Annotated in this window: 21 protein-coding genes; 5 read left to right on the top strand and 16 right to left on the bottom strand. The window is 72.5% G+C overall.

Going from position 1 to position 22,097, the window contains the following annotated elements:
- Positions 1-40 precede the first annotated feature (40 nt).
- From STTU_RS05880 to STTU_RS05860, 5 genes are all read right to left on the bottom strand, one after another.
- The gene (locus STTU_RS05880) at positions 41-475 is read right to left on the bottom strand and encodes a hypothetical protein (RefSeq protein ID WP_007820753.1); all 435 of its coding nucleotides are present in this window, start codon (positions 473-475) and stop codon (positions 41-43) included.
- Between the two features lie 47 nt (positions 476-522).
- Entirely contained in the window at positions 523-1,824 is a 1,302-nt protein-coding gene (locus tag STTU_RS05875; protein WP_007820752.1) for an ABC transporter substrate-binding protein, read from the bottom strand.
- Positions 1,824-2,741 carry a carbohydrate ABC transporter permease gene (locus STTU_RS05870; RefSeq protein ID WP_043254284.1) on the bottom strand — a complete coding sequence of 306 codons (918 nt, stop codon included), beginning with the start codon at positions 2,739-2,741 and terminating at the stop codon, positions 1,824-1,826. The genes STTU_RS05875 and STTU_RS05870 overlap by 1 nt, the downstream gene beginning before the upstream one ends.
- Positions 2,738-3,697: a carbohydrate ABC transporter permease gene (locus tag STTU_RS05865; protein WP_043254282.1), complete on the bottom strand. Its 960-nt coding sequence runs from the start codon at positions 3,695-3,697 to the stop codon at positions 2,738-2,740. The genes STTU_RS05870 and STTU_RS05865 overlap by 4 nt, the downstream gene beginning before the upstream one ends.
- A 99-nt stretch (positions 3,698-3,796) precedes the next feature.
- Positions 3,797-4,531, bottom strand: coding sequence for a 3-keto-5-aminohexanoate cleavage protein (locus tag STTU_RS05860; protein WP_007820740.1), 735 nt, complete (start codon positions 4,529-4,531; stop codon positions 3,797-3,799).
- 204 nt (positions 4,532-4,735) lie between these two features.
- Here STTU_RS05860 and STTU_RS05855 point away from each other — a divergent pair, with 204 nt between their 5' ends.
- Positions 4,736-5,863 (top strand): cytochrome P450, encoded by a 1,128-nt coding sequence (locus STTU_RS05855; protein WP_234019165.1) that lies wholly within the window; start codon positions 4,736-4,738, stop codon positions 5,861-5,863.
- A gap of 136 nt (positions 5,864-5,999) precedes the next feature.
- Here STTU_RS05855 and STTU_RS05850 read toward each other — a convergent pair whose 3' ends face one another.
- From STTU_RS05850 to STTU_RS05820, 7 genes are all read right to left on the bottom strand, one after another.
- Positions 6,000-7,709: an ABC transporter family substrate-binding protein gene (locus STTU_RS05850; RefSeq protein WP_202531348.1), complete on the bottom strand. Its 1,710-nt coding sequence runs from the start codon at positions 7,707-7,709 to the stop codon at positions 6,000-6,002.
- Positions 7,706-9,892 carry an ABC transporter ATP-binding protein gene (locus tag STTU_RS05845; RefSeq protein ID WP_043254280.1) on the bottom strand — a complete coding sequence of 729 codons (2,187 nt, stop codon included), beginning with the start codon at positions 9,890-9,892 and terminating at the stop codon, positions 7,706-7,708. The genes STTU_RS05850 and STTU_RS05845 overlap by 4 nt, the downstream gene beginning before the upstream one ends.
- The gene (locus tag STTU_RS05840) at positions 9,889-10,845 is read right to left on the bottom strand and encodes an ABC transporter permease (protein ID WP_007820733.1); all 957 of its coding nucleotides are present in this window, start codon (positions 10,843-10,845) and stop codon (positions 9,889-9,891) included. Before STTU_RS05840 ends, STTU_RS05845 begins: the two co-directional genes overlap by 4 nt.
- 1 nt (position 10,846) lies before the next feature.
- Positions 10,847-11,830, bottom strand: coding sequence for an ABC transporter permease (locus STTU_RS05835; protein WP_029397191.1), 984 nt, complete (start codon positions 11,828-11,830; stop codon positions 10,847-10,849).
- Positions 11,831-12,299: 469 nt separating this feature from the next.
- Positions 12,300-13,517, bottom strand: a complete 1,218-nt coding sequence (fahA, locus tag STTU_RS05830) for a fumarylacetoacetase (RefSeq protein WP_043254278.1) — start codon at positions 13,515-13,517, stop codon at positions 12,300-12,302.
- Positions 13,514-14,368 (bottom strand): hypothetical protein, encoded by an 855-nt coding sequence (locus STTU_RS05825; RefSeq protein ID WP_043257137.1) that lies wholly within the window; start codon positions 14,366-14,368, stop codon positions 13,514-13,516. Before STTU_RS05825 ends, fahA begins: the two co-directional genes overlap by 4 nt.
- Positions 14,365-15,567, bottom strand: coding sequence for a homogentisate 1,2-dioxygenase (locus STTU_RS05820; protein WP_007820725.1), 1,203 nt, complete (start codon positions 15,565-15,567; stop codon positions 14,365-14,367). Before STTU_RS05820 ends, STTU_RS05825 begins: the two co-directional genes overlap by 4 nt.
- Before the next feature lie 262 nt (positions 15,568-15,829).
- On the opposite strand from STTU_RS05820, the gene STTU_RS05815 reads away from it, so the two are divergent.
- Positions 15,830-16,555 carry an IclR family transcriptional regulator gene (locus STTU_RS05815; protein WP_007820723.1) on the top strand — a complete coding sequence of 242 codons (726 nt, stop codon included), beginning with the start codon at positions 15,830-15,832 and terminating at the stop codon, positions 16,553-16,555.
- Between the two features lie 79 nt (positions 16,556-16,634).
- A complete protein-coding gene (locus STTU_RS05810) occupies positions 16,635-16,865 on the top strand; it encodes an antitoxin (RefSeq protein ID WP_234019164.1) in 231 nt (76 codons plus the stop codon).
- 129 nt (positions 16,866-16,994) lie between these two features.
- Here STTU_RS05810 and STTU_RS05805 read toward each other — a convergent pair whose 3' ends face one another.
- From STTU_RS05805 to STTU_RS05790, 4 genes are all read right to left on the bottom strand, one after another.
- Positions 16,995-17,225, bottom strand: coding sequence for a hypothetical protein (locus STTU_RS05805; protein WP_043254275.1), 231 nt, complete (start codon positions 17,223-17,225; stop codon positions 16,995-16,997).
- Positions 17,222-17,944, bottom strand: coding sequence for a helix-turn-helix domain-containing protein (locus tag STTU_RS05800; protein ID WP_043257135.1), 723 nt, complete (start codon positions 17,942-17,944; stop codon positions 17,222-17,224). Before STTU_RS05800 ends, STTU_RS05805 begins: the two co-directional genes overlap by 4 nt.
- Positions 17,945-18,946: 1,002 nt before the next feature.
- Positions 18,947-19,549: a hypothetical protein gene (locus STTU_RS05795; protein WP_043254273.1), complete on the bottom strand. Its 603-nt coding sequence runs from the start codon at positions 19,547-19,549 to the stop codon at positions 18,947-18,949.
- Complete coding sequence (locus STTU_RS05790) at positions 19,546-20,328, bottom strand: MerR family transcriptional regulator (RefSeq protein WP_007820718.1); 783 nt, start codon at positions 20,326-20,328, stop codon at positions 19,546-19,548. Before STTU_RS05790 ends, STTU_RS05795 begins: the two co-directional genes overlap by 4 nt.
- A gap of 112 nt (positions 20,329-20,440) precedes the next feature.
- Here STTU_RS05790 and STTU_RS05785 point away from each other — a divergent pair, with 112 nt between their 5' ends.
- Both STTU_RS05785 and STTU_RS05780 read left to right on the top strand, forming a co-directional pair.
- Positions 20,441-21,043: a PadR family transcriptional regulator gene (locus tag STTU_RS05785; protein WP_007820717.1), complete on the top strand. Its 603-nt coding sequence runs from the start codon at positions 20,441-20,443 to the stop codon at positions 21,041-21,043.
- On the top strand, positions 21,040-21,987 hold the full coding sequence (locus tag STTU_RS05780; protein WP_043254271.1) for a hypothetical protein: 948 nt from the start codon (positions 21,040-21,042) through the stop codon (positions 21,985-21,987). The genes STTU_RS05785 and STTU_RS05780 overlap by 4 nt, the downstream gene beginning before the upstream one ends.
- Positions 21,988-22,097 lie beyond the last annotated feature (110 nt).

The raw sequence follows: 22,097 nt of genomic DNA, 5'->3' as shown, positions 1-22,097 counted from the left end.
CCGGTCCGAGGAGGCCGGGGCGCGGGCGGTGGCGGGGCAGTCAGCGCATCGCTGCCGCCGCCGCGCGGGCCAGCGTGCCCGCCGCCTCGGAGCGGGCCTTCTTGGTCGCCTTGCGGTCCGCGAGGGTCTTCGCGGCGGCGGTGAGGACCTTCTTGCCCGGTTTCTTCTTCGTCGCCGGGGCCTGGGAGAGCGCGCTCGCCGCCGCCTTCTTCTCCGCCTTCGTCGGCTTGCTCGCCGCGACCGTCTTCCCGGCCGCCGAGGCGGAGCCGGAGCGGGTGGCCTTCTTGCCGGAGCCCTTCTGCGCGAGGGCGCTGCCCGCCGCCTTCTTGCCCGAGGCGGTCTTCGCCTTCCCGCCCACCGTCTTCCCGGCCGCCGAGGCGGACTTCTTGCTCGTCGTGCCGGACGCCTTCTTCGTCTTCGTCTGCGTCATCTCGTCCTCCGTGATGGTGCGTTCGTCGTGCGTGCGGTGATGCACCGTCGGGTTCCCACGGGAGGGCGCGGCACGCCCCCGGAACGCGTCCGTCAGTCCCGGTACCTGTCGAAGACGCGGTTGCCGTCGCGGACGAGCCGCGTGCGGAGGGTGTCGAGGCCGATCGCGCCGCTGTAGTACTGCTGGAGCGCCGGGGTCGCGATCTTGTCCATCCACTCGGGGTAGCCGCGCGCGCCGAGGGCCGGGGACGCCACGAGGTGCCGCGCGACCCGCGCGCCCGTGCGCCAGCCGTTCTCCTCGGTGTTCAGGGACGGGTCGCGCAGGGACGTGGTGCCGGTCGGCAGGAGCCAGTCGCCGCGCGCGAGGCGGGTGAGGGACGCGGTACGGGTCAGGAAGGCCAGGAACGCCACGGCGGCCTCCTTGTGGCGGCACGCGCGCGAGACCGACAGCGTCTGCGGGCTCACGCCCTGCGCGCGGCCTCCGTCCGGCGCCCCGCGCCCCACGGGCAGTGGCAGCGTCACCCAGTCGAAGCCCTTCGGCGCCTGCTGACCGACCTGCTGGCGGTACGAGAAACCGAGCGGGACCATCGCGTACCGGCCCGCGAAGAAGCCGGGCAGGGTGTCCCCGCCGCCCATGCCGAGCCCGCTCGCCGGGGCGGTGCGCTCGTCCCGTACCTGGCGTCGGATCAGCTCGGCGACGGCCGAGTCCGCCGCATCGAAACGGACCCGTGTGCGGCCGTCCTCGCGGTGGATGATCCGGCCGCCCGTCGTCACCGCCATGTTGACCGTCTGGTTGACCGGCTCCTTCATCGCCCAGACGACGCCGTACCGGCTCTCGCGGCCCTTCTCGTGCCGCGTCAGTTCCCGGGCCGCGTCCTCGAACTCGTCCCACCTCCAGGGGTGTGCGGCGGTGGGCGCCGCGATGCCCGCTCCGGCGAGGAGGGCGCGGTTCGCGATCAGGACACGCGGCTCCTGGAGGAACGGCACGCCGTAGAGGCCGCCGCGGAAGCGGGCCGTGTCCCAGGAGGCGGCGGGGATACGGGCGCGCAGGTCCGCCGGGAGCAGGTCGCTCAGGTCCGCGAGGTCGCCGCCGTGGCCGAAGTCGGTGAGGTCGTTCGCCTCGTCGTGGATGATGTCGGGCGCGGCGTCCCCCGCGAAGGACGTCAGCAACTGGTCGTGCACATTCGTCCACGAACCCTGTACGTAGCGGACGCGGACGGCCGGACGCGACCTGTTCCACTCCGCGACGAGCGCCTTGTTCGCGGCGACGGACTCCGCCTGCCAGGCGAGCGACAGGAAGTCGAGCGTCGGGCGCCCGTCGTCGCCCGAGCCGCAGGAGGACAGCAGGCCGGTGGAGGCGACGGCCGCCGCCCCGAGCACCGTACGGCGCCGCATCAGCCCTTCACCGCCCCGCCGAGCATCCCGCTCGCCAGGCGCCGTTGCAGAAGGCCGAAGAAGAGGAGGCTCGGCAGCGTCGCGAGGATCGACGCGGCGGCGAGCGGGCCGAGGTCGGCCGCGCCCTCCGCGCCGATGAAGTGGGTCAGGATCACGGACATCGTCTGCTTCTCCGGGGACTTGAGCAGGACAAGAGCGAAGAAGAACTCGTTCCAGGCGGTCACGAACGAGAACATGAGGGTCGCGACGAGCCCCGGCGTGAGCAGCGGCAGCACGACACTGCGCAGCGTGCGCCACCGCCCGGCCCCGTCCACGGCCGCCGCCTCCTCCAGCGAGGGCGGCACGGCACGGACGTACCCCTGGAGCATCCACAGCGCGAACGGCAGGTTCCACACGACGTACACGACGATCAGACCCGGCAGCGAATCGATCAAATGCGCGCTCCGCAGCACCAGGAACAGCGGGATGATGATCAGCACGAAGGGGAACATCTGGCTTACGAGTACCCACCCCGTACCGAGCCGGCCGAGCACCGAGCGGTACCGCACCATGACGTACGCGGCGGGGACGGCGACCGCCACCGAGATCAGCGCGGCCGAGCCCGCCACGAGCAGGCTGTTGAGGCCCGAGCGGAGCAGCGGCTGCTGGTCGAAGGCGGCGCGGAAATTGCCGAGCGTGGGGTGCGCGGGGAGCCACGTGGGGTCGACGGAGCCGAGCTCGCGCGGGGCCTTGAACGCCGTGGACAGGAGCCAGAGGAGGGGGAAGGCGAGGAAGGCGAGGTAGCAGAGGAGGGCGAGGTACTGGCCGGTGCGGCCCGCGGCGCGACGCGCACGCCGCCCGGCCGGAACAGCCGCCCGCCCGCTCGCCGGACCCGTCGAACGCTCCCCGCGCCGTCCCGCCGGAACGGAACCGCTCACTGGCCCTCCCCCTTCAGCCGCCCGCGCAGGAAGACGGCCAGGATCACCGCGATCACGGCCGTCATCACGAGCCCCATGGCTGCCGCGTAACCGAACTGCCCGTACCGGAAAGCCTCTTCGTACGCGAAGAGCATCGGAAGCCGCGTCTTCCCGCCCGGCCCCCCATTGGTCAGTACGTAGACAAGACCGAACGAATTGAAGTTCCAGATGAACTGGAGCGCGGTGATCGCGACCGCGACCGGTCGCAGCGCGGGCCACGTCACCGTGAGGAAGCGACGCCACATCCCCGCCCCGTCGAGCGCCGCCGCCTCGCGCAGTTCGAGCGGCACGTTCTGCAGCCCCGCGAGCAGGACCACCGTCGTCTGCGGCATCCCCGCCCACACCCCCACCGCGATCACGGCGGGCAGCGCGAGCGAGAGGTCCGTGAGCCAGTCCGTGTGGCCGCTCGTCAGGCGCAGATCGCGCAGCGTCGTGTTGAGCAGCCCCGCGTCCGGGTGGTAGACGAGCCGCCACATGATGCCGATGACGACCTCCGGCATCGCCCACGGCACGAGCGCGAGCGTCCGCGCCAGCCAGCGGAAGCGCAGGTTCTGGTCGAGCAGGAGGGCGAGCCCGAGCGACAGGACGAACTGGAGCGCCGTGACGGCGAGCGCCCAGGTCAGGCCGATGCGGAACGACTCCCAGAAGAGCGAGTCCCAGCGCAGCGCCGCGAAGTTGTCGAGCCCCGTGAGGGAAGTGCCGCGCGCGCTGCCCGACTGCGCGTCCGTGAAGCCGAGCGAGAGGCCGTACAGGAGCGGCACGACGCTCAGCACGAGGACCGGGATCAGGGCGGGAAGGAGCAGGAACCAGCCGTCGCGGTCGAGGCCGAGGGCGGTGCGCCGCGCGCCCGGACTCCTCGGCGGCGCGCCGCCGCGTGCGCTCGCGCGTGGCTCCGCGCGCCCGCTCGTCACCGTCATCCCGGCCCCTTCCCCCGTCATGGGCCCCGGCAGGGACGTCGGTGTCCCGTGGGTGATCCCCATGGTGCGGAGGAGGAGGGTGCGACGTCTACCCCTCGCTCACCCGGCGTGCGGAGCCGCCTTCCCGATCAGTGCGCGCGCCGCCCGGACGAGTGACGCGTTGTCGTGCGCCGCCGTACCGTCCGGCAGGAACAGCGTGTCCTCCAGACCGGTACGGGTGTCGAGCCCCAGTTCCGCCGCGAGCGCGAGGACCGGCCACGCGCCCTCGTCCTCGCCGTGCAGCAGCACGGGCACGGGCGCGGGCAGCACGGCGCCGAGCAGGACACGGGCCGTCGTGGCGGCCGACGCGGGTTCCTGGTCGGTCACCTCGGCGAGGACCCGGAGCGTACGGGGCGCGAGCGGCGAGACGCGGAAGCGGGCCGGGCCGTCGGTCCCCGACCACAGCCCCGCCTCGACCCCGATCCCGCGCTCCATCAGCAGCGCCGCCAGCTCCTCGGCGCCCGGCTCGTGCCAGTTGACGGAGGCGTGATCGGGAAGCTCCGTCCACGCCCGCACGTGCGCGAGCCGCAGCGCAGGGTCCGGCGCGGCCCACGCCCCCGTCGTCACGCCGACCGCGACCCCCGAGGGCAGCACCCCGCGCACCGCGCGCAGCACCCGCGCCACGTCGTCCGGCGCGAGCGAGTCGGCGCCCGCCGCGTCCTTCGCGTGGACGTGGACATCGACGGCCCCGGCCTCGTGCGCGGCGCGGGCCGAGGCGGCGAGCGCGGCGGGCGTGGCGGGGAACCAGCGGCCGGTGGCGGGGGAGCGGACGCCGTTGAGACAGACCTGAAGCATGGAGCCGATCCTGGCAGACGTGCCACAGGCCCGCCCCGGGCTCGCCCGGAAGCGCCTGTCCCGCTCCGCGAGGGCCCGTCCCGCCCGCGAGCGCCCGCCTCCACCCGTACGGCCGCCTGCGCGCCCTCACCCGTACGGCCGCCCGGCGTGGCGCGCGCGGTCCGCCGGTGGTGCGGTGGGAGGCCGGGACGGGAGGCGGCGGCCGTGGCACGGACAGAGGCGGGAGCGGAGGGCGGGGCGGGTGGCGGCCTCGGGCCCGTGACGGCTTCGGGGCGTCTTCCGCGCAGTCACGTCCCGGCCCTGGCCTCGCTCGCGGTCCGCGTCGCGCGCGACCCCGTTCCGTACTACCGGCTCCTGCACCGCGAGCCGGGGCCCGTGCGGGTCCCCGGCACGGCGGGCGGCGGTGACGGGATCTGGCTCGTGGGCCGCGACGCGGACGTGCGCGCGGCGCTCGCCGAGCCGGGGCTCGTGGCGGACGCGGCGACAGGGGACGTACCGGGACTGGTCGACGGGGCGGGGCTGCTCGCGGGGGAAAAGGTGGAACGTGCGGAGGGAGAGACGGGGCGTGCCACAGCGGCCGGGCACGCTCCGGGAAGGGTGCTCGCCTCCGCCGACGTGCGTGCCGACGCGCCACCGCCGCACGTCGCCGGGGTCGTCGCGCGGGCCGGGCACGTGCTCGCGGGGCGCCTCGGCTCGCGCGCGAGCGCGGACCTCGTACCGGAGTTCTGCGACTGGCTGCCCGCCGTCGCGCTCGGCGCCGCGCTCGGCCTCCCGTACCGCCGCACCGAGGCACTGCGCCGCTGGTGCCGGGCCGGCGGCCCCGCGCCGCTGCCCCTGCCCGACGCGCTCGCGGTACGGGCGCGGGGCGCCGAGCGCGCCACGGCCTACGCCCTCGCCTCCCTCCTCGGCACGCTCCTCACGCGCCCCGCGCACCTCGCGGCGGTACGGGACGAGCCCGCGCTCATCGACGCGGTGTGGGCCGAGACGCTGCGCCACGACCCGCCCGCGCCGTACCTGGTGCTGCGCGCGCGGGAACGGGTACGGCTGCCGGGCGGGGCGGTCGCGGCGGGGGAGCGGGTCCTGTGCCTGCTGGGGGCGGCGGGCTGGGACCCGGCCGGGTACCCGGACCCGGGCCGCTGGGACCCGTACCGGGCCGGGCCCGCGCCCGTACCGGCGCACCCCTGGCCGGACCTCGGCCTGCTGACGGTGCGGTACGGGCTGCCGCCGCTCCTCGGCGTGCGGGGGCTCGCGCTGGCCCCCGGGTTCGCGCCGAGGGCGGTGGGGGTGCGGGTGCGGGGGCCGAGACGGCTGCTGGTGCGGCTCGGCGGGTGAGGACACGAGGCGGGGCGGGGTGCGGAGCGCGGGCCCGCCAAGGGGGGACACGGCGCGGCCCCGCCGCACGGGGAAGCGCGGCGGGGCCGGGACCGGGCTCAGACGGTGACCGCCTCAGCCGGTGTTGCTCGGGGGGTTACTTCTTCTGCCAGCCGATCAGCTCGGGCGGGCCGAGCGAGCCGTAGTTGCCGTAGAACTGCGCGGAACCGAAGTTCGCGAGACCCTTCTTGACGGCCCAGATGGTCGGACCGTTGTGGAGCGGCATGACGCCGTAGGTCTCCATGGCCTTCTTCTCGGCAGCGGCACCAGCCTTGAGCTGCTTGTCCAGCGTCGGCAGGTCGGTGACCGCCTTGACCTCCTTGTCCATGCTCTTCGGCACGGAGCGGGAGACGTTCAGCTGGGAATCGGAGCAGTACACCTGGCAGATGTAGAGCATTCCGTTCGGGTCGCTGGAGATGAAGCCCATGCCGAAGATGTCGAAGGCACGCTCGGAGAAGACCTTGTTGAAGTCGGCGGACGGGTGCGCCTTGATCTCCAGGTGGACGCCGATGTTCTTCATCATCTGCGCGATGGCGGTGGCGCGAGCCTTGACGGTGGAGCTGTCACCGATCGTGGGGAACGTCAGGTCCAGCTTCTGGCCGCCCTTGGCGCGCACGCCGTCCGAGCCGGCCTTCCAGCCCGCCGCGTCGAGCTCCTTCTTCGCCTTGTCGGCGTCGAACTTCACGAGCTGACCGAACGAGTCCTGGTACCCCTTCTGGAAGGGGAACAGGGTCAGCGAGCCCGGAAGCGGCTCGGTGTAGCCGAGGCCCTGGAACGTGATCTTCGCGAGCTGCGCCCGGTCGATCCCGTCCATCAGCGCCTTGCGCACCGCCGCGTCCTTCAGCTGCGGCGAGGTGCTGTTGAAGATCAGCAGGTTGTTCGACGTCGTGGTGCCCCGGCGCAGCTCGCTGCCCTTGACCGACTTCACCTGGTTGAGCTGCTCGGCGTTCCCGGCGTCGACCGCGTCGATCTGCCCGTTCTTGAACGCGTTGATGCTGGCGCTCTCCTCCATCTGCACGAAGGTGAACTCGTCCAGATGCGGCTTCGCACCCCACCACTTCGGGTTGGGCTTGTAGGTGACGACACCGCCCTTGGTGTCGAACTTCGCGATGGTGTACGGGCCGGCACCCCACTCGGGGTGCGCCTTGTTCACGTACGCCTTGTTGAAGTCGTCCGCCTTCGCGATGTGCGGGTTGACGACCTGGTAGAAGAGCGACTTCCAGTACACGAACTCGCCGGAGAAGGTCACGACTGCCTCGTCGGCGTCCTTGCCCTTCTTGACCGAGGCGATGCTGGAGTACCCGTCCGTGGAACCGACGACGTACTTCTTGTCCTTGCCGTTGAGCGCGTTCCAGGTGTCGCGGAACACCGTCCAGTCGAAGTCCTGGCCGTCGTTCCACTTGGCCTTGGGGTTGATGTCGTACGTCACCTGGGTCTTGCCGTCGACCGTCGTCTGCTTGACGTCGGTGAGGTAGTCCTTGTTGAAGGTGATGTTGCCCTTCGGGTCGTTGAAGGACAGCTGCGGCTGGTAGAACCAGGCGATCTTCGACGTGTACAGGGACGCGTTGCCGTGGAAGGAGTTGAGCTGATCGGGGATTTCCACGATCGGGAGGGTCATCTTGCCCCCCTGCTGAAGGTTGCTCGCGGGCTGGGGGTTGTACGAGGTCAGCACCTCGGCCTCGGTGGTGGCGTTCTTCTGCTGCTTCTCACCGGACTTGCTGTCGCTGTCTCCACCCCCTCCACAACCGGAGAGGACGAGCGAAGCGGTGGCGGCGAACGCCACCGCGCTCAGAACGAGCTTTCTCATGACTGCCTTTCAGTGGGTACGTCGGCGGACGTGGTCAGGTCCGCCGGTGTCAAGTCCGCGAAGTGGCACGCGGAGGAGTGGTCCGGGGTGGCCCGTTCCGTGAGTTCCGGGGTGATGTCCAGGCACTGCCGCTTGCGCGACTCCGGCAGCGTCAGGTGCAGCGGGCACCTGCTGACGAAACGGCAGCCGGGGCTGTCGTCGGTCGGGCTCGGAAGGTCGCCCTTCAGCAGGACGCGCTCCCGGTTCCGCTCGGCGACCGGATCGGGCAGCGGGATCGCGGAGATGAGGGCCTTCGTGTACGGGTGGCTGGGCTGGTCGAAGACCGAGTCGATGTCGCCGATCTCGACGATCCGGCCCAAGTACATGACCGCGACCCGGTCGGAGATGTGCCGCACGACCGACAGGTCGTGAGCGACGAAGAGGTACGAGAGCCCCAGTTCCGCCTTCAGCTCGTTGAGCAGGTTGATGACACCCGCCTGCACCGAGACGTCGAGCGCCGAGACCGGCTCGTCGAGCACGAGCAGCTTGGGCCGCGTGGCGAGCGCCCGCGCGATGCCGATGCGCTGGCGCTGGCCGCCGGAGAAGGCGGCGGGGAAGCGGTCGCGGTGCTCGGGATCGAGACCCACGAGCTCCATGAGTTCGCCGATCTGGCGGCTGAGGTCCTCCTTGTCGTGCCCGCCGGCCGCCCGGAGCGGTTCGGCGAGGATGTCGAAGACCGTCATCCGGGGGTCCAGGGCGCCCATCGGGTCCTGGAAGACCATCTGCATCTCGCGGCGGACCGCGCCGATGTCCCGCTTGCCGCGGAGGTCGGCGGCGTTCTTGCCCGCGACGGAGATGCTGCCCCGTTCCGGCGCCTTGAGCCCCATGATCTCCAGGAGCGTCGTCGTCTTGCCGCACCCCGATTCGCCGACGAGACCGAGGGTCTCGCCCTCGCGAATGTCGAGGTCGATGCCGTTGACGGCGAAGACGGTGCCGACCTTGCGCTTGAGCAGGCCGCCCTTGGTGAGCGGGAAGGTCTTCGTGAGTCCGGAGAGTTCGAGTACCTTCGGGCGCTCCTCGCGGGGCACCGCGGCGGCCTCGGGCTCCCGCAGGGTGGGGACGGGGAAGACGGGCTTGCCGTCGATGAGACCGTCGCTGATCTCGGTGGCGCGGCGGCAGGCGACGGAGTGCGCGGCCCCGGGGACCTCGACGGCGGGGGAACCGCCCGGCTCACCGCGGCCGATCGTTAGCAGTTCGGGTTCGGCGGTGAGGCACGCGTCCTCCGCGACCGGGCACCGCGCGGCGAAGGGGCACGCGTCGGGCAGGTCCACGAGGAGCGGCGGCGTCCCCGGAACGGGGGTCAGGGCGTCCCTGGCCCGGTCGTCGAGCCGGGGGATCGCGCCCATCAGGCCGATCGTGTAAGGCATCCGGGGGTGCCCGAACAGTTCGTCCACCCCGGCCCGCTCGACCGGCTTGCCCGCGTACATGACCATGACGTCGTCGGCGGAGCCCGCCACGACGCCGAGGTCGTGCGTGATCATGATGACCGCGGCCCCGGTCTCGCGCTGTGCCGTCTTGAGCACGTCGAGGATCTGCGCCTGCACCGTCACGTCGAGCGCGGTCGTCGGCTCGTCCGCGATGATCAGGTCGGGGTCGTTCGCGATCGCCATGGCGATCACGGCCCGCTGCCGCATCCCGCCCGAGAACTCGTGCGGGAAGCCCTTGGCCCGCCGCTCCGGGTTGGGGATGCCGACCAGGTCGAGGAGTTCGACGGCCCGCTTCCAGGCGGCGGCCGAGGAGATGTCCTGGTGGATCTGGAGCGCCTCGACGATCTGGGCGCCGATGCTGAAGATCGGCGTGAGCGAGGAGAGCGGGTCCTGGAAGATCATGCCGATGTGCTTGCCGCGCACCTTCGACATCGCCCGGTCGTCCAGGGCGAGGATGTTGTTCCCGCCGAGGGTGACCTCGCCCGTGACGGAGGCGTACTCGGGGAGCAGCCCCATGACGGCCATCGAGGTCACGGACTTCCCCGAACCCGACTCGCCGACGATGCCGAGGGTCCTGCCGCGGTGCAGGTCGAAGGAGACGCCGCGCACGGCGTCCACGCGGCCCGCCTCCGAGGGGAAGCTCACCCGCAGGTCCCGCACGGACAGCAGCGGCTGCCGCGTGTCCGTGGCGGTCGTGATGGTGCTCTGCTCGGTCATGCGCGGCCTCCGGACTGCGAGGTGGGGTCGAGGGCGTCCCGCAGGCCGTCCCCGATGAGCGCCATTGCGACGGTGAGCAGCACCACCAGTGCGGCCGGCAGGTAGAACAGCCAGGGAGCGGTGGACAGGGTGCCCTGACCGTCGGCGAGCATCGCGCCCAGCGAGATGTCGGGCTGCTTGACGCCGAATCCGATGAAGGACAGGGCGGTCTCGGACTGCACGGTCGAGGCGACCCCGAGCGTGAACGTCACGATGAGCAGCGAACCGATGTTGGGGACGAGGTGGCGGACGATGGTGCGCATCGGGCTGACGCCCATGAAGCGTGCCGCCATCACGTACTCGCGCTCGCGCAGCGACGTGGCCAGCGACCAGATCACGCGGGCCGTGAGCATCCACCCGAAGATGGTGAGGACCACCACGAGGACCTTCCAGTCGCCGCGGTAGTGCGTCCCGACCAGCGCGATGATCAGGAAGGAGGGCAGGACGAGCAGGAAGTGGACCACTCCCAGCATCACTTGCTCGACCTTGCCGCCGAAGTAGGCGGCGGTGGTGCCGAAGAGCCCCGCGATGGCGGTGGTCAGGAGCGAGACCACCACGGCGATGATCATCGACCGGCCCAGGCCGTGCACGAGCTGCGCGTAGACGTCGTTGCCGGCGGTGTTGGTGCCGAGCAGGTGACCGCCGGTCCCGGGCGAGACGGTGAGCGCCGCGAAGTCGGCCTCGGTGTAGTCCCAGTGCGTCAGGAACCGGCCGAACGCGGCGAAGAGGACGAGCAGGACGAAGAGGACCATCCCGATGAGGGCGCCCTTGTTGCGGGCGAATCGCCGCGCGTAGAGCTTGAACGGGGAGATGCGCTTCCCGGCGGCCCCGGTCTTGGCGGGGTCGGGCGTCGCGGCATCGCCGGTGCGTACCGCCTCGGCGTCCGGTCCGACGCCTGGCATGTTGATGGCCATGTCAGCTCACCCTGATCCTGGGGTCGAGAGCCACGATGACGAGGTCGGAGAGGATCGCGCCGACAGCCGTCATGAGCGCGCCGAAGGCGGCGACGGCGACGACACCGTGGACGTCGTTCGTGCTGATCGTCTTGGTGAAGTACTCACCCATGCCGTGCCAGGCGAAGACCGTCTCGGTGATCACCGCACCCGTGAAGAGCGCCGGCATCGCGAAGGCGACCTGCGTGGCGACGGGGATGATCGAGGTCCGCAGCCCGTGCCGGTAGATGGCCTGCTTCCGGGTCAGGCCCTTGGACCGCGCGGTGCGCACGTAGTCGGAGTTGATGTTGTCCAGGAGCAGCGATCTCTGCAACAGGTGGTAACTCGCGTACGAGATGAACGTCAGCGAGATCGTGGGCAGGATCGCGTGCACGGCCCGCGAGCCGAGTACGTCCAGGAAGCCGGAGGAGTCCGGGCTCTGCGCGCCCGCGACGGGCAGCAGCGTGCTGCCGAGCCGCTGGTTGAGCGCGATGGCGAGGGCCACCACGCCGAGCGAGGCCACGGCCGAGGGCGTGTTGAAGGAGATCACGGAGATCCCCTGCCACACCCGGTCGCCCGCCTTGTACTGCCGCGAGGCGGTGTACACGCCGAGGCCGATGCCGATGACGACCGAGAGGATCGTCGAGGCGATGACCAGCTCACCGCTCACGATGATCCGGTACGACACCTGGCCGTTGACGCTGCCGCCGGTCGGCGACTGGCCCCAGTCCCAGTGGGCCACGATCCCGGTGATCCAGTCCCACCACCGATCCATGATCGGTTTGTTCGGGTTGAGGTTGTACAGCGACAGGGAGTGGTTGATCTCGGCTGGAGTTCGAGGCGGTCGCAGAGCGGTGTAGTTCGACGCGGGCTTCAGGAAGGCGTTGGCGAGGAAGTACGTGAGGTTGGTCGCGACGACGATCATCAAAAACCAGCCGACTGCTTTGCGGGCGATGTAACGCAGCACTGCTAGCCGGCCTTTCGTAAGAGCGCTTCGGCGACGCCCCCGGCGGGTGGGCCGGAGGCGTGGTCGTGTGGGGCGACCGGGCAACGGTTCGCGCGTGCACCGGACGGGACGTGCGAGATGCCCAGGTCAGAAAATGATTGGTGCGCGACAGCTCCGGCGTACGACACTGAGGTCAGCTGACGGGATGGCACCAGTGGTCGAAGCCGGTATGAGCAGTGCGCCGGGCATGGAGCGACAACCTCGCGTGTGAGTCGAGCAGTTCAGGGCAGCCGTGCGATGCGGGCGGCACTGCCGTTGACGATTCCAAGTGGCGAGATATGGCGTCAAGATTCCGCAGGTCGCGATCAGGTTAAATTGCAGGCGCGCACCACTCATTCTTCGCAAAATCTTCGCTTCGGGTCCGGAAACGCGCGGAAAACGGCGGTAGTTGCCGCCGCCACCCCGGCATCGCCGTCCGATATGCGGACGCTCATGACCGGCCCCCAGCCACCGCCGGCAGGATCTTCCCCGTCACCTCGCCGAAGCCGATCACCGTGCCGTCCGCCCCCGGGGCCGTCGCCGTGATCGTCACCTCGTCGCCGTCCTCCAGGAATGCCCGGCTCGTGCCGTCGGCGAGCTTCAGCGGCTCCTCGCCGCCCCACGTCAGCTCCATCAGGCAGCCCCGCTCCCCGGGTTCCGGGCCGCTCACCGTGCCCGAGGCGTAGAGGTCCCCGGTACGCAGCGAGGCGCCGTTGACCGTCATGTGGGCCAGCATCTGCGCGCCCGTCCAGTACATCGCCGAGAACGGGGGCCGCGCGACCGGCTGCCCGTTCAGGCGGACCTCGAGGCGCAGGTCGAGCCCCCAGTCCTCCGTCTCGCGCAGGTAGGGACGCAACGCGTGCGCCCGCTCCGGGGGTGTCACGCGCGCCGCCTCCAGGGCCTCCAGGGGCACGATCCACGGGGACACGGACGTCGCGAACGACTTCGCGAGGAAGGGCCCGAGCGGCACGTACTCCCACGCCTGCACGTCCCGCGCCGACCAGTCGTTGACGAGGCACACGCCGAAGACGTGCTCCGCGAAGGCAGCGGTGCCGACCGGCGTGCCGAGCGCCGAGCCCGTACCGACGACGAAACCGACCTCGGCCTCGATGTCGAGCCGCGCCGAGGGCCCGAAACCGGGCGACTCGCCCGCCGCTCCCGGCTTCTTCTGGCCGCACGGGCGGACGACGGGCGTCCCCGAGGCGACCACCGTGCCCGCGCGCCCGTGGTAGCCGATCGGCAGGTGCTTCCACTGCGGTGTGAGCGGTTCGGCGCCGGGGCGGAACATGCGGCCGACATTCGCCGCGTGGTGCTCGGACGCGTAGAAGTCGACGTAGTCGGCGACCTCGAAGGGGAGGTGGAGCGTCACCGCGTCGAGCGGGTGCAGGTGCGGGGTGACGGCCGCGCGGTGGCGGGCGTCGGTGAGGAGCGCGGTCAGCTCGGCCCGTACCGCCGTCCAGCGGGCGCGCCCCTGCGCGAGGAAGGGGTTGAGCGCGCCGTGCGCGAAGGTGTCGTCCCCGAGCACGGCGGCGACGTCGAGGACGTGCGCGCCGATCGCGACGCCGACGCGCGCCCGCGTGTCCCCGGCGGGCGTGAACACGCCGTAGGGGAGGTTCTGGAGCGGGAAGGGGGAGCCCATGGGCACTTCGGCCCAGGTGGCGGCGGTCATACGGGGATCTCCTGATACGTGTCGGGGGTGCCCAGCAGGTCCGCTGCCTGCCGGAGCGGGGTCGAGGTGCTGCACGAGCCGTACGAGACGAGCAGCCGGCGCGCGGCCCGCGCGCCCGCCTCGCCGAGCGCGTGCGCGCGCCGGGCCAGCCGCGCCGCGTCCTCGGTCTCCAGGACCGCCGTCACCTCGCCCGTCGTCGCGCCCCCGGCGGCGGCAGCGGTGGCGAGCAGCAGGTTGAGGTAGCCGTGGTGGCGGAAACCGGTCGCGGGCGCGGTGTGCCGCACCGCCTCGTGCAGTCCCGCGGTCGCCTTGAACGGGACGCCCGCGCGGGCGCAGGCCACGATCCACGCGGCGACCTCGGGGGCCGTCGGGAACAGCTCCGCGCGGACCCCGCCGCAGCGGAGCTTGGCACCGACGGGCCGTTCGAGCGCGCCCAGTTCGGTGAGCAGGGGTTCGTACGCGGCGCGCCCCGCCGGTTCCGCGTACACCGGTACGTCACCGGGCAGGGCGTCCAGCGCCTCGCGCACCCCGCCGGGGAACGCGGCGAGCGGCACCTCCACGAGCGCGAGCCGCAGCCTCGGATCGGCCGCGACCGCCGCGCAGTCGGCGGCGAGGCCCTCCGCGCCCCGGTCCGCGATGAGCCCGAGCGCGAGCGAGTCGCCCGGCTCCAGGCGCGCCCGCAACTCGCCGAGGCGGCTCGCGGGGACGAGGAAGCGGTGCGTGTGCAGCGGGTGTGCGGCGGCGAGGTCCGCGCGGTGGCGGGCGAGCGCGCGGTCCATCGGGAGCGCGGTCGGCGGGAAGAGGCCCGCGTCGTCGACGAGCGCGGCGAGCAGCGCGGCGGGCACGGTCATGCCTGCGGCCCCCGCCCCGCCCAGGTCCACGCGTACGCGCCGTCGTCGCTCGCCCGCCCGCCCTCGCCCAGCTCCAGGGGCCGGAACGTGTCGACCATGACGGCGAGTTCGTCGAAGGACTCCACGCCGATCGAGCGCGCGTACGCGCCCGGCTGCGGCCCGTGGCTGTGCCCGCCCGGGTGCAGCGAGACCGAGCCCTGCCCGATCCCCGAGCCCTTGCGCGCCTCGTAGTCGCCGCCGCAGTAGAACATCACCTCGTCGCTGTCCACGTTCGAGTGGTAGTACGGCACCGGGATGGACAGCGGGTGGTAATCCACCTTGCGCGGCACGAAGTTGCAGATGACGAAGTTGTTCCCCTCGAAGACCTGGTGCACGGGCGGCGGCTGGTGGACCCGCCCGGTGACCGGCTCGAAGTCGGCGACGTTGAAGGTGTACGGGTAGAGGCAGCCGTCCCAGCCGACGACGTCGAAGGGGTGCTCGGCCTGCGTGAAGCGCGTCCCGACGACCTCGCCGCCCGCGCCCCGGTGCTTCACCAGGATCGCGACGTCCTGCCCCCGGCCCTCGACGAGTTCCGTGGGGCCGTGCAGGTCGCGCTCGCAGTACGGGGCGTGTTCGAGGAGCTGCCCGTACCGCGAGAGGTAGCGCGAGGGCGGTGCGATGTGGCTGTTGCCCTCGACGCAGTAGACGCGCAGCGGCTCGTCCCCCTCGGGCAGCCAGCGGTGCGTCGTCGCGCGCGGCAGCACCACGTAGTCCCCGGTGCGGGCGTTGAGCCGGCCGAAGACCGTCTCCACGACCGCGCGCCCCGACTCGACGTACACGCACTCGTCGCCGAGCCCATTGCGGTACAGCGGCGAGGGCGCGCCCGCGACCGCGTACGAGATCCGCACGTCGCCGTTGCCGAGCACGAGCCGCCGCCCCGTCACGACGTCCGCGTCCCGCCAGCGCTCGCCCTTGACGAGGCCGTGCAGCGCGAAGTGGCGCGGCAGGAGCGGGTGGTTGGGGACGGTGCGCTGGTCGGGCAGCTCCCACACCGCGGAATCGGTGATCGCGGAGGGGATGTGGCGGTGGTAGAGGAGCGAGGAGTCGGACGAGAAGCCCTCCTCGCCCATCAGCTCCTCGTAGTACAGACCGCCCTCGGGGGTGCGGTGCTGGGTGTGGCGTTTGGGGGGAATGTCGCCGAGGGCGCGGTAGTGGGGCACGGGGTCTCCTCTCGCCCGGGTGCGGGCGCTCTGCCGGTACGGCTCGTCGGATATGCGAGCAGACTTCCCCGTCCTGGCGCGCGGGGTCGCCGTGGTGTCACCCGGACGGGGCGGCAATGCGGTACGGGTGGTGCGGTTCGGGCGCGGGGTCGCGCGGTGTTGCGATTATCGAGACACGTGGGATTGAATGTTGCAACACTGTGCGGAGACGGGCCGTGCCGCGTCAAGAGCCCGGGACGAAAGTGACGGCGAAGGAGTACCGATGACGGCGCGTGAGGCCGACCCGGGGCCTGAGGGCCCGCCCGCGCGCCGGGCGGACGGGGCGCAGACGCTGGAGCGCGGGCTCGGCGTACTGCGGATGCTCGCCGAGGCGCCGCACGGACTGCGCGCCTCGGAGGTCGCCGCCGCGCTCGGGGTGCACCGCTCGATCGCGTACCGGCTGCTCACCGCGCTGACCCGCAGCCACTTCGCCGCGCGCGACGCGGCCGGTCGCTACCGCGTCGGCGTCGCCTTCTACACGCTCGCCCAGCGCGCCCGCCCGCCGCTCGTGGACGTCGCGATGCCGGTGCTGCGCGCCCTCGCGGTCGAACTCGGCGCGACCGCCTGCCTCGTGGTGCCGGACGGCGCGCACGCGGTCGCCGTCGCGGTCGTCGAACCCCCGGGCCCGGGACCGCGCTTCTCGTACGGGGTCGGCCACCGCGACCCGCTCGACCGGGGCTCGGCGGGGCTCGCGCTGCTCTCGGCGGGGGAGCCGCTTCCCGGCGAACCGGAGCGTGTCGCCGAGGTCCGCGCGCGCGGCTGGGCGATCACCCACGAGGAGGTCACCCCCGGCACGATCGGCGTCGCCGCCCCGCTCCGCGTCCCCGAACCCGCCGACCCGGCGGCGGTCAACGTCATCACCCACCGCCGGTCCGTCGCGGACCGCGCGGTCCCGCTGGTCGTGGCGGCGGCGAGGCGGATGGAGGAGCTGCTCGCGGGGGAGGACTGAGACGGGGCCCGTGGGATGATCAGGGCCCCTGCGCGAGCCGACCGCGCGAGCCGACTGCGGAGACGACAAGGAGCCCGGAATGCCAGGGTTGTTCGACAATCTCAAGAACTTCAAGGAGAAGGCCGAGGAACTGGCCGGGGAGCACAGCGAGAAGATCGCGGACGGCCTGGAGAAGGCCGGCGACTTCGTCGACGCCCGCACGGACGGCAAGTACAGCGCGAAGATCGACACGGGCGTCGACAAGGCACAGGACTTCGTGGAGAAGCTGGGCGAGAAGCAGCGGACGGACGAGAAGCACGTCGAGGACTGAGGAACGGGACCGGCCGCTCGGCGCGGCGAGCACGCCCCCGCGCGAGTAATCCAGACCGCGCGTTTTCGCCGGGCAGGGAGAGAGCGGTGGGTGGCCGGGTCCTTGCCCGGCCACCCACCGTTCGCGTGTTCAGGGGCTCCGCTGTGAGCGGGACCCGCTGTCGGGAGCGTCCTGCGTGCCCGCCGTGCTTCCGCTCAGGAGCAGGGCGAGTGCCATGAAGACGGCGGCAGCCACTCCGATGGCGGTGGCCACGTCGCCTCGGCGCGTCTCCGGGTTCACCGAGCGGTGGTTGACATAGAAGCCGGTGGCCACGGCGAGGAGGAGGGCGATCGCGAAGCCGGGGCTGAGGGAGAAGGTCATGCGCTCGGCTCCTTCCGCTCCGGTGCGGGCTGCCGTTCGGCCTCGCTCCACAGCGGCATGGCCTCCGCCGGGGAACCACCCAGGGTGGCGACGAAGGCGCTCACGACGGGCCAGGGGCGCAGCTCGCGCCGAAGCAGGGCTGTGGCGTCGTCCCCCCTGACCCGTCCCGCGCTCCGCCGCTCGATCACCTGCGGGCTGGGCCGCCCCGCGCTCAGGTGCAGTCCCCGCAGCAGCCCCCAGAGCGTCGCTCGGGCCTCGCCGCCGGCCGCACGGGTGCTGTCGGCCCGTACGGCCGCCTCCCACAGCGCCCGGATCGTCTCCACATCCCCCTGGCAGGCGCGCGTGACACGCTCGGTCTTCTCCCACGAGGGACGCCGTTCGCCGGAGAGCATCCGGGAGAGGTACGAGGGATCGACCCCGGCCCGCCGGGCGATGGCGCGCCCGGAGAAGCTCGTCCCGTAGACGAGTTCGCCGAGCGCCATCGCGAGCAGCCGCCCCGGTTCCTCCGTGGCCGAGGCGCTTGGCGAGTGCGACGCGCTCGTGGGGCCGAAGTCGGTCGCCGGCCCGGTGGCGGCGTGGAGGGCCGCCGCCAGCCGGCGCGAGAGTCGGGCGGGCGCGAAGCGGCGCGCGAGAGTGCCGGTGCTGACGCCCAGTGCGGCGGCGATCTGCGCGGTCGGCGTGCGGGCGGCGCGAGCCTGCTGGACGAGGGCGTCGCGCATGAGCCCCACGTCCCGCTCCACGCTGTTGAGGAGCCGCAGTGAGTTGAGAGTGCGGTCGGCGCGAGCCCGATGAACGAGCTCCTCCGTGTTCTGGCGCAGCCGAGCGGCGGCGAGGTGGGTCTGGTCCCGCTCGTCGTTGCCGCGCGGTACGTCGCGCTCCCTGCGATGGGCGACGCGGCGACACGGCTCGGAGCAGTACAGGCGCGGTCGACCCGCGCCCTTGGCGGGCGGCAGGGGCCGGCCACACGAAGGGTTCCGGCAATGACCAGGAGCCGTGTAGTCATTCCGGAGCAGGTCCCTAGTCATTCCGGACCCTCGCCCTCATCCCTCAGAGGGGCGGAAAAGAGCGGTGTCAGCATTTCCGCACGCGCTGGAAGCCATTGGCATATGCCGTAGCCAAGGCCGGCCGAACTGGGCGGGGTTGCCCTCGCGCGGCGGGGTCGGAGCGGACGCCTGAGGGCTCGCGCCGGGAGAGCGCGAGAGGGGGTGTGGCGGGGTGGAAGGGCGGCGGACGTGGGCCTTTCCCGGCCGGGGGCGGTATTCCGGGCCCGGCGTCCGCCGATGTTCGCCGCGGACTCGGCCGTGCTCATGCGTCGGGGACGGTGTGCGGGGGAGGGGAGGGTCCCGTCGCCCGATACTCCGGGCACTTGGGTTTCGGTGCTGTAGCGACCGACACCACGCATGGCCCTTTTGGGTAACGTCGCATTGTCGCTGTGGAGCACTTGGCGCTTCACGCCAGCGTCGTGCGCAGGATGCATGGGCATCCCTCTCTTCTTTCGGGACGTCAAGTCCCGGGGGCGTACGAAAGGGGGAACCCCGGTGCTCAACTGGTCAAGGGGAGACCGGGGTTCCCGCTGCGACCGTAGCGCCTCACGAGGCGTTTTCCCTTACCCGCAGGGTCGCTAAATGTGATTGTGCGTTTTCTGAATCTTCGCGCGCACGTAAAAGTTTCGCCCGCGATCATTTTTGATCACGGGCTTCTGTGAAACCTTTTTATTTGTCTTACGCGTGGGGTGGGGTGACCTTTGCCTCGCGCCAGGCCCGTGCCACCTCCGCCGCGTTCTCCGCGTGGAAGCGGAAGGCGTGGGCCTCGGCTCGGGTGCCCAGCGGCCGGGTGTAGGTGAGGGGGTCGGTCAGGTTCGCGGTCAGTGTCGTGGTGCCGCCGACCGGGAGGTCCGCCGTGCCCGAGGGGTTCACCGCGCCGAGGCGGGTGTCGGGGAAGGCGCGGGCGGCGCGGAGGGTGGCGAGCTGGGCCGCCGGGACGGTCACGTCGAGCAGGGCTCCGTACCGCAGGCGCAGGGAGCCGTCGGCGCGCAGGACGTGGGGGCGTACGACGCACGAGGCGTGCAGGGCGAGGACGTACCAGCAGCCCCACAGGTCCACGACGAGGGTCAGCGCGTGCAGCCACGGCCAGGGAATGACGAGCGCGAGCGCGACCGTCTCGGCGACCGCGACGAAGAGCAGGCCGTACATCATCGCCGACTGCGCGGGCGCGTACGGGGCGGCGAGATCGCCCTCGCCGACGCCCTCAGGGCCCCGGCGCCCGGCCCAACGGGCGAGGTCGCGCCACAGGGTCAGGTGGTGGCCGACCAGGGGTGTTCTCACGGCGTCCGCTCCTTCAGGAGGCTGATCACGCGGCGCAGGACGGCGGCCTGGGCCGGGGAGAAGTCGGCGTAGACGGCGTCGAGGAAGCCGTTGTCGGGGCCGTTCCCCGGGCCGTCCCCCACGGCGAGGTCCGTGGGCAGGAGCGCGAGGAGTTCGCGGGCCGTCCCCTCGACGCGGGGGTCGTCGGGCGCGGCGTCCGCGAGGTCGTCGAGGCGCCGGTAGAGGGCGTACGCGCGGCGCGTCGTTCCCGGGTCGGCGGTGAACGCCTCGGCGAGCCGGCCGAGCCGGTCGCCCGAAGCGGGGGCGGACGTGTCGAGGAGGGCGAGGAGGCGGCGGTCGAGCGCGAGCGAGGCGGGCTCGGGGCCCGGCAGGTGCGCGGCGGCGCGGTCGAAGTCGGCGAAGAGCGCGGCGAGCGCGGGCGAGACGGGCGCCTCGGGCGGCAGGCCGCCGTCCGCGTCCGCCTGCGCGAGGAGGTCCCGCAGCCGGGCGCGGCGCCGCCGGATCGTCTCCTCCTGGCGCGCGAGGTCGGCGTCCAGCTCCGTGAGGATCTCCGCGAGGTCCTTGCCGGCGTCGTCGGCGAGCACGTCCCGGACCTCGTCGAGGCTCAGGCCCAGCTCCGTCAGCCGTCGCACCCGGGCCAGCTCGACGGCGTCCCGCAGGCCGTACTCGCGGTAGCCGTTGGGCTGTCTGGCGGGCTCGGGCAGCAGCCCGATCCGGTGGTAGTGGCGGACGGCCCGGGTGCTCACCCCGGCCACGGCGGCCAGCTCTCCGATACGCATGAGGTCAGTAGAAACCTTGACGTCGCGACAAGGTCAAGGGACACGGCAGCCGTGTGCGCGGCGGTCACCTGCGCCTTTGTCAGTAGTTTATTTAGACTGGTAGTTTTCGACCATGCCGCGACGTGCTCTCGACAACCCCCTCGTCCCCGATGTCCTCGGCCTCCTCCTGGAGGGCGACGCACACCCTCACCAACTCCTCGCCGCACTCCAGGCGGGCGGCGAGGCCCGCGCCTCGGTCGCCCACCGCGGCACCGTCTACAACACCGTCACCGCCCTCGCCGCGGCGGGCCTCATCGCCCCGCTCGGCCGCGAACGCGAGGGCAACCGCCCCGAGCGGACCGTCTACACGCTCACCCCCGAGGGCCGCGCGGAACTCGTCCGCCGGATCGACGCGCGGATCCGCGACCCGCGCCGCGAGTTCTCCCGCTTCCTCGGCGCCGTCGCCCACCTCGGCGCACTCGGCCCGCGCGGCGGCGCGTCCGCGCTCACCGAACGCGCCGCACGCCTGGAAGCCCGCATCGACGAGGACGGGAAGCGCCTGGCCGCGGCACTCGCCCAAGGGGTCCCGCGCCTCTTCGTCATCGAGGCGGAGTACGCGCTGACGCTCGCCCGCGCCGAACACGACTGGCTGCGCGGGCTCGTCGAGGAGATCCGCGGCGGGACGCTCGCCTGGCCCGCCCCGGCCACCGCACCGACCCCGGAGGAGTCCGCGTGATCTTCGGCATCTACCCCGGCGGCGCGACAGGCGACGACACCGGCGGCCTCGCGACCGGCGCGCCCGACGACCCGGCACGCGTGAGCGAAGCCCTCGACCGGCTCCAGGGCCGCGCGGGCCGCCCCTTCCTCGTCCGCGCCTACGCGCACTACGAGGACGGCGACGGCGGCCTCCTCGCCACCGCGACCCCCGCCGACGCGGAGCGGTACGCCGTACGGGGCCGCCGTCTCGACCTCGTCGCCCAGTACCGCTCCGCCTCGGGCGACGTGGCGGGCTACCGCGCCTGGCTGCGCGCGCTCGTCGAGCGGTACGGGGCGGTGACGGACACGCTCCAGGTGACCGAGGAGCCGAACGTCGTCGGCAACCCGACGCTCGACGGGGACTACCCGGGCGTGCGCGAGGCGATCGTCACGGGCGTGCGGACCGTCAAGGAGCACGCCCGCGCGCTCGGCCACACGCACCTGCACACGGGCTTCAACACGACACCGCTCTTCGGCCCGGCGACCGGCTTCGTCGCGGACCTCGTAGGGGAGGGCGGCGAGGACTTCACGACGGCACTCGACTATATCGGCCTCGACTTCTTCCCCGACGTCTTCCGCCCGGTCCCGGCCGCCGCGTTCGACGCCGCCGTCTCCGGCCTCCTCCGCCACCACCGCGAGGCGGTCCTCGGCCCCGCCGGACTCGCGGACCTCCCGCTCCACCTCACCGAACACGGCTGGCCGACCGGCCCCGGCCGCGGCCCGGAGCGCCAGGCCGAGATCGTCGGGACCGTCGTACGCCTCGCCGCCGCCGCACCCGGAATCGCGGCGTACACCCACTTCGCCCTCCGCGACGCGGACAGCGCCCGGCCAGGGCTCTTCCACCGCTTCGGCCTCATGACCGACACGTACGCGCCGAAACCGGCGTTCGACGTGCTGCGGGGGCTCGTGGAGCGGCACGGCTGAGACGCGCGGGGCCGCTCGGGTACCGCCGCCCCCGGGACGCCGGGGCGCCGGGGTGTGGGCACCGGGGTTCCGGGTCGCCGGGGCGGCGGTGGTCCAGACCGTAGGGAGTC

This window comes from Streptomyces sp. Tu6071, assembly GCF_000213055.1.
GTDB classification, from domain to species: Bacteria; Actinomycetota; Actinomycetes; order Streptomycetales; family Streptomycetaceae; genus Streptomyces; species Streptomyces evansiae.
This window is presented reverse-complemented; position numbering and strand designations above follow the sequence as displayed.

Excerpts from the sequence above, each read along its gene's own strand:
- STTU_RS05875 (WP_007820752.1), bottom strand. The coding sequence starts at position 1,824 with ATGCGGCGCCGTACGGTGCTCGGGGCGGCGGCCGTCGCCTCCACCGGC.
- STTU_RS05865 (WP_043254282.1), bottom strand. The coding sequence starts at position 3,697 with ATGACGGTGACGAGCGGGCGCGCGGAGCCACGCGCGAGCGCACGCGGC.
- STTU_RS05860 (WP_007820740.1), bottom strand. The coding sequence starts at position 4,531 with ATGCTTCAGGTCTGTCTCAACGGCGTCCGCTCCCCCGCCACCGGCCGC.
- STTU_RS05850 (WP_202531348.1), bottom strand. The coding sequence starts at position 7,709 with ATGAGAAAGCTCGTTCTGAGCGCGGTGGCGTTCGCCGCCACCGCTTCG.
- STTU_RS05845 (WP_043254280.1), bottom strand. The coding sequence starts at position 9,892 with ATGACCGAGCAGAGCACCATCACGACCGCCACGGACACGCGGCAGCCG.
- STTU_RS05840 (WP_007820733.1), bottom strand. The coding sequence starts at position 10,845 with ATGGCCATCAACATGCCAGGCGTCGGACCGGACGCCGAGGCGGTACGC.
- fahA (WP_043254278.1), bottom strand. The coding sequence starts at position 13,517 with ATGACCGCCGCCACCTGGGCCGAAGTGCCCATGGGCTCCCCCTTCCCG.
- STTU_RS05825 (WP_043257137.1), bottom strand. The coding sequence starts at position 14,368 with ATGACCGTGCCCGCCGCGCTGCTCGCCGCGCTCGTCGACGACGCGGGC.
- STTU_RS05815 (WP_007820723.1), top strand. The coding sequence starts at position 15,830 with ATGACGGCGCGTGAGGCCGACCCGGGGCCTGAGGGCCCGCCCGCGCGC.
- STTU_RS05810 (WP_234019164.1), top strand. The coding sequence starts at position 16,635 with ATGCCAGGGTTGTTCGACAATCTCAAGAACTTCAAGGAGAAGGCCGAG.
- STTU_RS05805 (WP_043254275.1), bottom strand. The coding sequence starts at position 17,225 with ATGACCTTCTCCCTCAGCCCCGGCTTCGCGATCGCCCTCCTCCTCGCC.
- STTU_RS05800 (WP_043257135.1), bottom strand. The coding sequence starts at position 17,944 with ATGCGCGACGCCCTCGTCCAGCAGGCTCGCGCCGCCCGCACGCCGACC.
- STTU_RS05790 (WP_007820718.1), bottom strand. The coding sequence starts at position 20,328 with ATGCGTATCGGAGAGCTGGCCGCCGTGGCCGGGGTGAGCACCCGGGCC.
- STTU_RS05785 (WP_007820717.1), top strand. The coding sequence starts at position 20,441 with ATGCCGCGACGTGCTCTCGACAACCCCCTCGTCCCCGATGTCCTCGGC.